Annotated in this window: 1 protein-coding gene; it reads right to left on the reverse strand. The window is 57.7% G+C overall.

The features are described from left to right. The coding region (locus QUB26_RS26930; protein WP_445299643.1) for a WD40 repeat domain-containing protein at positions 1-376 on the reverse strand (376 nt) is incomplete at both ends.

The raw sequence follows: 376 nt of genomic DNA on the forward strand, positions 1-376 counted from the left end.
GTGACTATGAGCTTCCCATCCGGACTAAAGTTACCCGTGACTAAGCCTTGATGCCCTTTGAGGACAGCCAACTGCTTGCCAGGGGTGTCCCACAGGCGGGCGGTGCCGTCTTCTCCACCAGTGACTATGAGCTTCCCATCCGGACTAAAGCCACCCGTGACTAAGCCTTGATGCCCTTTGAGAACGGCCAACTGCTTGCCAGATGTGTCCCACAGGCGGGCGGTGCCGTCTACTCCACCAGTGACTATGAGCTTGCCATCCGGACTAAAGTTACCCGTGACTAAGCCTTGATGCCCTTCGAGAACGGCCAACTGCTTGCCAGATGTGTCCCACAGGCGGGCGGTGCCGTCTACTCCACCAGTGACTATGAGCTTGC

This window comes from Microcoleus sp. B4-C1 (genome assembly GCF_036705285.1).
In the GTDB taxonomy this organism is placed as follows: Bacteria; Cyanobacteriota; Cyanobacteriia; order Cyanobacteriales; family Microcoleaceae; genus Microcoleus.